Source organism: Tahibacter caeni (genome assembly GCF_024609805.1).
GTDB classification, from domain to species: Bacteria; Pseudomonadota; Gammaproteobacteria; order Xanthomonadales; family Rhodanobacteraceae; genus Tahibacter; species Tahibacter caeni.
This window is the reverse complement of record NZ_JANFVR010000162.1, coordinates 1-10,511: the sequence shown is the minus strand read 5'-3', so window position 1 is coordinate 10,511 and position 10,511 is coordinate 1. Positions and strand designations below refer to the sequence as shown.

The window sequence follows — 10,511 nt, the reverse complement described above, 5'->3', positions numbered from 1 at the left end:
AGAAGCCGAAGAACGACGACGCATCGTGACCGCCTCGGTTACCATCTGACCAACGCGCAACACCCCGCAGCCCCCGGTCACGATCAACCGAAACGGCCGGTCACGATCGGCGAAATACGCACGAATACCGGTAACCGCGGGTTCGCGGCCTTCCGGCATGGCCGGTTCTGTTGGCGTTGGCGGACGCAAATCGAATGACACGGCGCCCCGTATCTTTTACAACGACACCGCCGGCCGGAGTTGCCGGACCGCGGCGAGCATTGACGATCTGGACGACCACGAATGCCCCTGACCCTGCCCCAACTCGAGCGCCACCTGTTCAAGGCTGCCGATATCCTCCGCGGCAAGATGGATGCCTCGGAGTTCAAGGAATACATCTTCGGCATGCTGTTCCTGAAACGCTGCTCCGATGTCTTCGATCAGCGCCGCGAAGAAGTCATCCAGCTCGAAATGGAGTCCGGCAAGAGCCGGGCTGCCGCCGAGCAATCCGCCGAAGTCGACCGCTGGTACAAGAAGGAAGGCTCCTTCTGGGTGCCACCACCGTCGCGCTACGCCACCCTTCTCAACGACGCCCACCAGAACGTCGGCGACTGGCTGAACAAGGCACTCACCGGCATCGAGACGGCCAATACCAGCCTCTACGACGTGCTGGAGCACATCGACTTCACGCGCAAGGTTGGTCAAAGCAAGATCCCCGACATCAAGCTGCGCCAGCTCATCACGCACTTCGGCATCTTTCGCCTGCGCAACGAGGACTTCGAATTCCCGGACCTGCTCGGCGCCGCCTACGAATACCTGATCGGCGAGTTTGCCGACTCGGCCGGCAAGAAGGGCGGCGAGTTCTACACCCCGCGCTCGGTGGTGCGGATGATGGTGCGGCTGATCAAGCCCGAACTGCAGCACGACATCTATGACCCCTGCTGCGGCTCCGGGGGCATGCTGATCGCGGCCAAGGAATACATCGACGAGCACGGCGAAGACGGCCGCAAGGCCAACCTCCACGGCCAGGAGTTCAACGGCACGGTGTGGTCCATCGCCAAGATGAACATGCTGCTGCACGGCATCAGCACCGCCAACCTGCAGAACGAGGACACGCTGGCCGAGCCGCAGCATGTCGAAGGCGGCGAACTGATGCGCTTCGACCGCGTACTGACCAATCCGCCGTTCTCGATCAACTGGGGCAACACCGAGAAGAACGCCGACGGCTCACCGGCCTGGGCGCCGAAGTTTCCCGAGCGCTTCCGTTTCGGCCAGGTGCCGCTCGGCGCCAAGAAGGCCGACCTGATGTTCCTGCAGCACATGCTGGCCGTCACGCGCGACGGCGGCATGGTCGCAACGGTTATGCCGCACGGCGTGCTGTTCCGCGGCGGCGAAGAGAAGACCATCCGCGCCGGCATCATCGAGGCCGACCTGCTCGAAGCCGTCATCGGTGTCGCGCCCAACCTGTTCTACGGCACCGGCATCCCGGCCTGCATCCTGGTACTGCGCCAGCAGGTGCAACGCGGCGCCCATCGCATCAGCGGCAAACCCGCGGGGCGCCAGGGCCAGGTGCTGTTCATCAATGCCGACCGCGAGTTCTTCGAGGGCCGGGCACAGAACTATCTGCTGCCCGAGCACATCGAGAAGATCGTCACCACCTTCGACGAATTCCGCGCCATCGCCGGCTTCTCGGCCATCGTCGACAACGCGACACTGAAGGCCAACGACTACAACCTCAATATCCGCCGCTACGCCGACAACGCCCCGCCGCCCGAGCCGCATGACGTGCGCGCGCATCTGGTGGGCGGCGTGCCCAAGTCCGAGGTCGCCGACAAGGCCGCGCTGTTCCAGGCCCACGGCCTGGACCCGCTCGATCTTTTCATCGAGCGCGATGCGAAGTACTTCGACTTCAAGCACGAGTTGACGCAGCGCCAGCATCTCAAGCCCGCCATCGAAGGCAACGCCGGCCTCATCGCCAAGGAGGCTGCCGTTCGGGCTGCGTTCGAGCAATGGTGGCAGGCCCACAGCACCCGCATCACCGCGCTGGCCGGACAGATGGACAACGCGGCCAGCCTCGTCGCCCTGCGCAGCGACCTGCTGGCCAGCTTCAGCACATCGCTGGAAGCCATCGGCCTGCTCGACCCCTTCCAGGTGCGCGGCATCGTGGCCGGCTTCTGGTACCAGACCAAATACGACTTCCTCACCTTGATGGCGCGTGGCGCCAGGGGCGTGGCCGATGCCTGGCGCACCAGCATCGTCACGGCGCTGGAGGACAAGGCCAGCAAGGAAAACCCGCTGGAGCACAAGCTCGTGAAGTTCCTGATGAGCGACTTCGTCGAGACCATCAACGAACTGGAAGCGAAGAAGGCCGAGTTGGACAGCCAGATCAAGGCGGCCAGTCCGAAAGATGCCGAGGCCGAAGACGATGAAGCCGCGGAGGCGGCGGATGAGGACGCCGACGACGAAAACATCATCGACGAAGCCCAGCTCAAGGCGTGGAAAAAGGAACTTGCCGCTGTCAAGAAGCAGCTCAAGGCCAGGAAGGAGAGCTTTGCGGTGCATATCAACGCCGCCGTCGATGGCCTGTCACCCGAGCAGGCCACCGACCTGCTGCTGACCATCCTGCACGACGACATGCGTGCGATCGTCGAGCGCTACATCGCCGCGCAGCGCAAAATCATCGTCGCCGCGTTCGAGAATTGGTGGGCCAAGTACCGAGTGACGCTGACCGAGATTGAAGGCAAGCGTGACGCTGCGGCGCAGGCACTGCATGGCTTCTTGAAGGGGCTGCGGTATGTCTGAGGCAATTCCCGTTGGTTGGCAGCGTCGAAGTCTGAGCTCACTCGGCGAATACGAAAACGGTTTTGCCTTTAACGAGCTGCACTGGTCAGAGCATGGACTGCCGATCATACGCATCGCGCAGATAACGGGTACTCAGGGAATTGTCGATCGCTACCCTCGGCTGCTCCCGAATACGTTCCGCATCGATAGCGGCGATCTGATTTTTTCTTGGAGCGGGACTCTGGCCGTTGTCCGGTGGGCTGGTGGCCCCTCCTGGCTGAATCAACACCTGTTCAAGGTCGTCCCAGCCCCAGGCATCGAAAGGTCTCTCTTGTTCCATGTGCTGCAGGCATCAGTTGCCGCGATGAACAAGCGGACGCATGGCAGCACGATGAAACACATCAAGCGCGGAGAACTGCGTGAGTTCTTCGTGTCGATCCCAGTCGCTGTGGATGAGCAGCGAAAACTCGCCTCAGTGCTCGATAACCTCGATACCACCATCCAAGAAACTGAGGCGATCATCGCCAAACTCAAAGCCGTCAAGCAGGGCCTGCTGCACGACCTGCTGACGCGCGGGATCGACGCCAATGGTGAATTGCGCCCGCCACAGGCTGAGGCGCCACATCTCTACAAGCAGTCGCCGCTGGGGTGGATTCCGAAAGCTTGGGAAGCACATGTATTCGGGCGCACTGTTGAGCATGTAATTGACTTTCGCGGCCGCACGCCGAAGAAGCTAGGAATGGATTGGGGAGGCGGTGACATCCTTGCGCTCTCGGCCAACAACGTGCAGCCCGGCGCCATTGACATCAGTCGCGAGGCTTACTTCGGCGGAGAGCGCCTGTATCACAAGTGGATGACGAATGGGGATCTGTGGAAAGGGGACGTGCTACTAACGATGGAAGCACCACTTGGAAATGTGGCGCAAATTCCGGATGACGCTAGGTACATCCTGAGTCAGCGGGTTATCGCTCTGCGATTTAACACCGGCGTTGTGTTAAACGACTTCGCCTTCTGGCAAATGCAAAGCAACGAGTTCCAGCAGGCGATGGTCAGGCGATCAACCGGCAGCACAGCCACAGGAATACAACGAGCTGAGCTGGTCAAGCTCCATTTCAAGGCCCCCCCTCTTCAGGAGCAGTCATTGATCGCTGAGCGGCTTGCCTCCCTCGAGCATAAGCTGGAGAGCGAGCGGCTTGCACTAGCAAAGCAGGTCCAGCAGAAGGCGGGGCTAGTGGACGACCTGTTAACCGGCCGCGTCCGCGTCACTCCGCTGCTGGAAGGCCAGGCCTCATGACCGACCGCCCTGCCTCGCTGACCCCGCCGCCCGTTGGCTACACCGACTGGCTGGCGGAACTGAAGACGCGCATCCACACCGCCCAGCAGCGCGCCGCGCTGGCCGTCAATCGCGAGCTGGTGCTGCTGTACTGGCAGATCGGCCGCGACATTCTGGAGCGCCAGGCCCGCGAAGGCTGGGGAGCCAAGGTCATCGAGCGGCTGGCGCACGACCTGCGCACCGCCTTTCCGGACATGAAGGGCTTTTCCCGCGCGAACCTGCTGTATATGCGCGCCTTCGCCCAGGCCTGGGCGGATGCCGGAATCGTCCAACAGGTTGTTGGACAAATGCCCTGGGGCCACAACCTCGTGTTGCTCGCCAAGCTGAAGACCCCCGAGCAGCGCCTGGCCTACGCGCAGCGGGCCGTGCAGCACGGCTGGTCGCGCTCGGTGCTGGAAATGCAGATCGAGACCAGGTGCCTGGAGCGCGAAGGCCAGGCTGTCACCAACTTCGCCGAGCGCCTGCCCGCACCCGGCTCCGATCTGGCCCAGCAGTCCCTGCGCGATCCCTACCTGTTCGATTTCCTGGGGTTGGGCCATCAGGCAGACGAACGCGCCATCGAAAGCGCCCTGGTCCAGCATGTCACGCGCTTCCTGCTGGAACTGGGCGCCGGGTTTGCGTTCGTGGGCCGGCAGGTTCACCTGGATGTGGGCGGTGATGACTTCTTCATCGACCTGCTGTTCTATCACCTCAAGCTGCGCTGCTACGTCGTCATCGAGCTGAAGGCCGACAAGTTCAAGCCCGAGCATCTGGGCCAGCTTGGTTTCTACCTGACGGCCGTGGACCGCCAGGTCAAGAGCGAACACGATGGGCCCACCATCGGCCTGCTGCTGTGCAAGAGCAAGAACACGGTGGTGGCCGAGTACGCCCTGGCCGACAGCACCCAGCCCATGGGCATTGCGGAATACAAGCTGATGGAATCGCTGCCGGCCGAATTGCAGACCGGGCTGCCGACCACCGAGCAGATCGAGCGCGAGCTGGGTGCTCTGCCCGATGACCCGACGGACGGAGAGGTTTGATGGGCTGGGAACTCGACGACGTCGAAAGACCCTTCATCGCTCAGCTGCAGGCGTTGGGCTGGACTGCTGTCGACGGCAACCTGGACGACCCGGCCGTCACCGGCCGCGCGAGCTTCGCCGAGGTGATCCAGGAAGGCGTGCTGCGCGAGCGGCTGCGCGCCCTGAACCCCGGACCCGACGGCCGTCCGTGGCTGGACGACGCCCGCCTCTCCGAGGCCGTGGCGGCCGTCACCCGGCCCGGTACGCACAAGCTCATGGAGACCAACCAGAAGGCCACCGAACTGCTGATCAAGGGCCTGACCGTCGAAGGCCTGCCGGGCTGGGACGGCGGACGCGGCCAGACCCTGCGCTACATCGACTGGGATACGCCGGCCAACAACCGCTTCACCGTCATCAACCAGTACCGCGTCGATTGCCCGCCCGGCTTCAACCACGGCAAGGCCTTCATCGTGCCCGACCTGGTGCTGCTGGTGAACGGCATTCCGCTGGTGGTCGTGGAGTGCAAGAGTCCGTCGGTTCCCGAACCGCTGGCCGAGGCCGTCGATCAGCTGCGCCGCTACAGCAACCAGCGCAAGGCGGCGCTGGAGGTGGACGACAACGAAGGCAACGAGGCGCTGTTCGCAACCAACCAGTTGCTGATCGCCAGTTGCATGGACGAGGCCCGGGTGGGCTGCATCGGCGCCGTCTTCGAGCACTTTGCCCAATGGAAGACGGTCGCCGGCCTCGATGGCCAGGGCACCGAAGCGGCGGCAGCCCACACCTTGGGCAAGACCAGCCTCAACGCACAGGAGCGTCTGATCGCGGGCCTGCTGGCGCCGACGCACCTGCTGGATGTGATCGCGAACTTCCTGCTGTTCATGCAGGTCGGCGGACAGACCATAAAGTCGGTCTGCCGCTACCAGCAATACCGCGCGGTGAATCGCGCCATCGCACGACTCAAGACCGGCCAGACGCGCCTGCAGCACGGCGAGCACGATCAGCGCGGCGGCATCATCTGGCACACCCAGGGTTCGGGCAAGAGCCTGACCATGGTGTTCCTGGTGCGCAAGCTGCGCGCCGATGCGTTGTTGCGGCGCTTCAAGGTCATGGTCGTCACCGACCGCAAGGATCTGCAGAGCCAGCTCTCCGTAACCGCCGCGCTTACCGGCGAAATGGTCGAAGTGGCGCAAAGCACGGCCGGGGTGAAAGCCCTGGCTCGCCGCAAAGGTCCGGGCCTCATTTTCGCCACGATCCAGAAGTATCGCGACGAGGACGCCGGCGGCGACGCAGCGGCGGCCGCCGCCGGCCTGAGCACATCGATCCGGCGAGGCGCGGCAGAAGCCCGGGCGGGTTATACCGTCGACGAACGCTTCGAAGTGCTCAACGAGGACGAGAGCATCCTCGTATTGGTGGATGAGGCCCATCGCACGCAGGCGGGCGACCTGCACGCGAACCTGCTGGCCGGCCTGCCCAACTGTGCACGCATCGGCTTCACCGGCACGCCCATCCTCATGGGCGAGAAGAAGCGCACCCACGAGATCTTCGGCGAGTTCATCGACCGCTACACGATCCGGGAAGCCGAGGCCGACGGTGCCACGGTGCCGGTGCTGTACGAAGGCCGTACGGCGACGGGTGCGATCAAGGACGGCGCCAGCCTGGACGAGCTGTTCGAGGACCTGTTTCGCCAGCACACGCCCGAGGAACTCGAGGCGATCAAGCGGAAGTACGCCACCAAGGGCCACATATTCGATGCGCCGGCGCTGATTGCCGACAAGGCGCGCGACATCCTGCGCCACTACGTCACCTACATCCTGCCCAACGGCTACAAGGCGCAGGTGGTGGTCTATAGCCGGCTGGCGGCCATCCGCTACGTCGAAGCGCTCGAGACAGCGCGTGACGAATTGCTCGCCGAAGCCCAGGCCCTGAGTCCGCAGGACAAGGCCCTGGACGACGAGGCCCTGTGCCAGCGGCCGTTTCCAGTGCAGGCCGTGGTGCAGGCCTGGCGCTACCGCGAGACGCTCGCGCGCCTCGAGTTCGCGCCCGTCATCTCGGGCAGCAACAACGACGATCCAGCCTGGAAGACCTGGACCGATGGCGCGGCGCACGAACAACTGATCAAGCGCTTCAAGAAGCCCTTGTTCCATGCCGACGCCGCCAAGACCGACCCGCTGGCCTTCCTGGTGGTGAAGTCGATGCTGCTCACGGGCTTCGACGCGCCGATCGAAGGCGTGATGTACCTGGACCGGCCGATCCGCGAGGCGGAACTGCTGCAGGCGATCGCCCGCGTCAACCGCACCGGCTTCGGCAAGCGCTGCGGCATCGTCGTGGACTACTACGGCGTGGCCCGGCATCTGAAGGAAGCGCTGGCCGCCTACGCCGACGAGGACGTGGAAGGCGCGCTGGCGAGCCTGAAGGACGAGGTGCCGGCGCTGCGGGATCGGCATCTGCGCGTGGTGGATCTGTTCCGCCGGCACGGCGTCGACTCGCTGCACGACACCGAGGCCTGTGTCGACGCGCTAGGCAGCGAGAAGCTGCGTGCCGAGTTCGCCGTGAAGCTCAAGGCCTTTCTCGCCTCGCTCGACACGGTATTGCCACGCCCCGAAGGCCTGCCCTATTCCGGCGATGCGAAGCGATTGGCCTATATCTATGCACGGGCACGCAATCGCTACAAGGACACGCCGGTACTCGGCAAGGACGTCGGCGCCAAAGTCCGCAAGCTGATCGACGACCATGTGATTTCGCTGGGCATAGACCCGAAGATCCCGCCGATCCAGCTCACGGACGCCGGTTTCGACCAGCACCTCGCCCGCACGGCAGGGGACCGGGCGAAGGCCTCCGAAATGGAACACGCGATCCGCTCGCACATCCGCCAGCACACCGAGCAGGACCCCGTGCTGTACCGCAAGCTGTCGGAGCGGCTGAACGACATCCTGAAAACGCTGGGTGAGCAGTGGAACGCCGTCATCGCGCAGTTGCAGCAGCTCATCGATGAACTCCGCACCGGCAAGCCCGGCGCTGCGGATGCGCCCGGCGATCTGCCCGAACACTACGCCCCCTTCCTGCGTACCGTGCTGGATATCGTCTGCCCTGACACGCCACCCACCGCCGCTGAGCTTCTGCGACTGACGGACGTCACCGTCGACCTGGTGGATCTGCTGATCCAGGAACTGCAGAGCAATCGGAACATCTGGAGTCCGCACAAGCGCGCTGCCCAGGATGAACTGAATGGGCAGCTGTTCGACCACGTCATGCGCCTGCGCCCTCCGCTCGTCGATGTCGACAAGGCCAGCCTGCTCGTCGACCGGCTGATGGAACAGGCGCGTGCGAACCACGACAAGCTGGTACAGGTGTGACCCTATGCGCGCACGCATGAAATCACCGGGCCTGCAGGTGGACGATCTCCGGTTTTCCGTATTGCGCAGCACCCGCCGCAGAACCATGCAGATCACGGTCGAGCGCGACGGCCAGCTGGTACTGACTGCGCCACCGCAGGTTGGCGAAGCTCAGCTGCGCCGGTTCGTGCAGGAAAAGCGCTTCTGGATCTATACCAAGCTGGCCGAGAAAGATCGCCTGCAGCGACCGGTGCCGCCCAAGGCATTCGTCGACGGGGAAGGTTTTCTGTACCTCGGACGCAGCCACAGGCTGAAGCTGGTCGACTGCCAGGACACGCTGTTGAAGCTCGCCGCGGGCCGCTTCTGTCTGCGCCAGGATGCGCTGCCCGATGCGCGCGAGCATTTCGTCCGCTGGTACAGCGAGCGCGCCAGGATCTGGCTGTCGAGCCGAGTGGCCGACTACCAGTCGCGCATGGACGTCACCCCCGCCGGCGTGAAGGTACAGGACCTGGGCTACCGCTGGGGTTCCTGCGGCAAGGGGGACTGGCTCTACTTCCATTGGAAGGCCATCCTGCTGCCAGCGCGTATCGCCGAATATGTCGTGGTGCACGAAATCGCCCACTTGCACGAGCCGCACCATACCCCGGCGTTCTGGCTACGCGTGGAACGGGCCATGCCCGATTATCTGCAACGCAAGGCCTGGCTGGCCGAACACGGTATTGACGTCGAGGGGATCTGAGAGCGATGGCGGACTATTTCACCAGCGAGCATTTCAAGCTTCTGAACAAGTGGAAAGGCCAAAAGCGAGACGAGTCGAATCCGGAACAGAATCGGGCGTACGAAGATCTCAAGCAGGCCTACGACCTGACCGAGGTCTGGGCGCGCGCATTGCGGGACACCGTGTTCCCGAATGGCCCCGAGCCGGAAATCCGCAAGCGGCCGACGACCCAGGCCAATCGATTCGCGCCCTACAACTGGGCGAAGATCTATCCGCACGCCACTTCACCCCGCCAGCTCGCCTACACCGTCGGCATAGAAGCCAGCGAAGGGTTCATCGTCAAGATCGACACGGTCGGCCTCGACGACGGGAGCCCGCTGCGCCTGGCCTATGAGAAGTTGCGCGGCCCCTTTGGCAATGCCTCTCCGATGGTGCGGGTCCTGCCGATAGAGGCCGGCCTGGGCCTGGACATGAATGGACTGGTCGCCTGGAGCGCGCAGCAGATTCGCGAGCTTCCGGTTTCCTACGAGCAAGTCTGCGAGCAGCTCGAACTACCGGAGTCCGGCGATTTTCCGCACCTGGAGCCGATGACGTTCGCGAATGGCGCAAACGGCATAGCCCTCGACCCGGCACCGCCCCGGCGCAAAGGGCACTGCATGGATGCGTGGGTCGTGTCCGAACTGCTTCGACGCCAGTCTGGTCGCGTGCCGCAGCGCGATGATGTGCTCAAGGATCCGCGTCTGAAGCTTTCCAATCCCAACAATGTCCAGCAGGAGTTCTACCGCTGGCGGCGATGGCGAAACGAGGGCGCCACCGAGGAGACCTCGGGAGCCACGCCTGTAGCGACTGCAGTAACCGACCCGAACGGCACGCGCAACTGGATCTACTACGGCCCGCCCGGAACCGGAAAGACCTACGAACTCTCGCAGTTGTTGAAACGGGAGTACGAGCAGGCGATGACCGCGCTATCTGATAAGGCGTGGCGAGATCAGTTCGTCGCCGAGCACATCGCCAGCTTGAAGTGGTGGGAAGGAGTCGCGGCAGCACTCTGGGATCTCGGCGGCAAGGCCAGGGTCGGCGAGCTGCTCGAGCATCCATTCATCCAGGCCATCGCCGCTGCGAAGGGACGTAGTCAGAACGTCCGGCAAACGCTCTGGAACAGGCTGCAACACCATACGGTCGACGAGTCCAAGACGGTCAATCTCAAGCAGCGCACAACCCCTGCCGTATTCGACAAGGGGGCAGATTCTGAACCGCCCCGGCTTTTCCGGAGGCTCTTTCCTTTGAGAGGATGGAGCCATGAAGAAGAAGTCAGAGAGACACTCTCCGGAAGTGCGGGAGCGAGCGGTTCGGATGGTGCTGGAGCACCC

7 protein-coding genes are annotated in these 10,511 nt (G+C 63.7%); 6 read left to right on the top strand and 1 reads right to left on the bottom strand.

The annotated features are described in order from the left end of the window. Nucleotides 1-201: hypothetical protein (locus NON22_RS14220; protein WP_257387603.1), on the bottom strand; the 201-nt coding region annotated here is incomplete at its 3' end. Between the two features lie 81 nt (nucleotides 202-282). Between NON22_RS14220 and NON22_RS14215 the strand changes: the two genes are divergently transcribed. From NON22_RS14215 to NON22_RS14190, 6 genes are all read left to right on the top strand, one after another. Continuing rightward, the gene (locus NON22_RS14215) at nucleotides 283-2,781 is read left to right on the top strand and encodes a type I restriction-modification system subunit M (protein ID WP_257387602.1); all 2,499 of its coding nucleotides are present in this window, start codon (nucleotides 283-285) and stop codon (nucleotides 2,779-2,781) included. Beyond that, nucleotides 2,774-4,054 (top strand): restriction endonuclease subunit S, encoded by a 1,281-nt coding sequence (locus NON22_RS14210; RefSeq protein WP_257387601.1) that lies wholly within the window; start codon nucleotides 2,774-2,776, stop codon nucleotides 4,052-4,054. Before NON22_RS14215 ends, NON22_RS14210 begins: the two co-directional genes overlap by 8 nt. Next, a complete protein-coding gene (locus tag NON22_RS14205) occupies nucleotides 4,051-5,112 on the top strand; it encodes a PDDEXK nuclease domain-containing protein (RefSeq protein WP_257387600.1) in 1,062 nt (353 codons plus the stop codon). Before NON22_RS14210 ends, NON22_RS14205 begins: the two co-directional genes overlap by 4 nt. Further along, nucleotides 5,112-8,444 (top strand): type I restriction endonuclease subunit R, encoded by a 3,333-nt coding sequence (locus NON22_RS14200; protein WP_257387599.1) that lies wholly within the window; start codon nucleotides 5,112-5,114, stop codon nucleotides 8,442-8,444. The genes NON22_RS14205 and NON22_RS14200 overlap by 1 nt, the downstream gene beginning before the upstream one ends. Before the next feature lie 4 nt (nucleotides 8,445-8,448). Then, nucleotides 8,449-9,162: a M48 family metallopeptidase gene (locus NON22_RS14195; protein ID WP_257387598.1), complete on the top strand. Its 714-nt coding sequence runs from the start codon at nucleotides 8,449-8,451 to the stop codon at nucleotides 9,160-9,162. Nucleotides 9,163-9,167: 5 nt separating this feature from the next. Beyond that, a partial coding sequence (locus NON22_RS14190; RefSeq protein WP_257387597.1) for a hypothetical protein occupies nucleotides 9,168-10,511 on the top strand: 1,344 nt, incomplete at its 3' end.